General features: G+C 63.3%; 1 protein-coding gene. It reads right to left on the bottom strand.

What is annotated here, in order from left to right:
* The coding region (locus CRD59_RS08245) for a hypothetical protein (protein WP_236632798.1) at positions 1 to 250 on the bottom strand (250 nt) is incomplete at its 3' end.
* Between the last annotated feature and the right edge of the window lie 221 nt (positions 251 to 471).

Here is a 471-nt window from a genome sequence, read left to right as displayed (position 1 = left end):
GGGGCGGTGCTGGTGTTGGGGAGAGTGGTAGGGGACGAGCGGGGTGCGCAGTCAAGGGGTGGAGAGAGGGGGCTGGCGGGGCGGGTAGTTCGGTGTTGTTGGTACGGGCGCGCCGTGCGAACTCTACACCAAAGCGTTCGTCGGCAGCGTCGGAGATGTATAAGGAACGCGCGGCACCCCGGGGGGTGAGGGGACGTTGGGCGTCGTCCCCGCTCCACTCCTTGCGGGCCACGGATTTGCCGTGTCGCACGATAATCAGTGTCGCACCGGTCAGCGCCCCCTGCTTGGCCCGCAAGGAGCTGCCTCTTATACACATCCCCGAGCCCCCGCGACCGAGGCTGAACTCGTATGCCGCCCCCCACCCGAAAAAAATAAGTATCAAGGCCTCCCCGGCGTCTCGACAAGTGAGTGTGGAAACCCATTCTTTACATGCATCAATTGCATCGCCGCCTGTCGTTATTCCTTCTGTCG

It is taken from the genome of Bifidobacterium xylocopae, assembly GCF_003315615.1.
Taxonomy (GTDB): Bacteria; Actinomycetota; Actinomycetes; order Actinomycetales; family Bifidobacteriaceae; genus Bombiscardovia; species Bombiscardovia xylocopae.
This window is presented reverse-complemented; position numbering and strand designations above follow the sequence as displayed.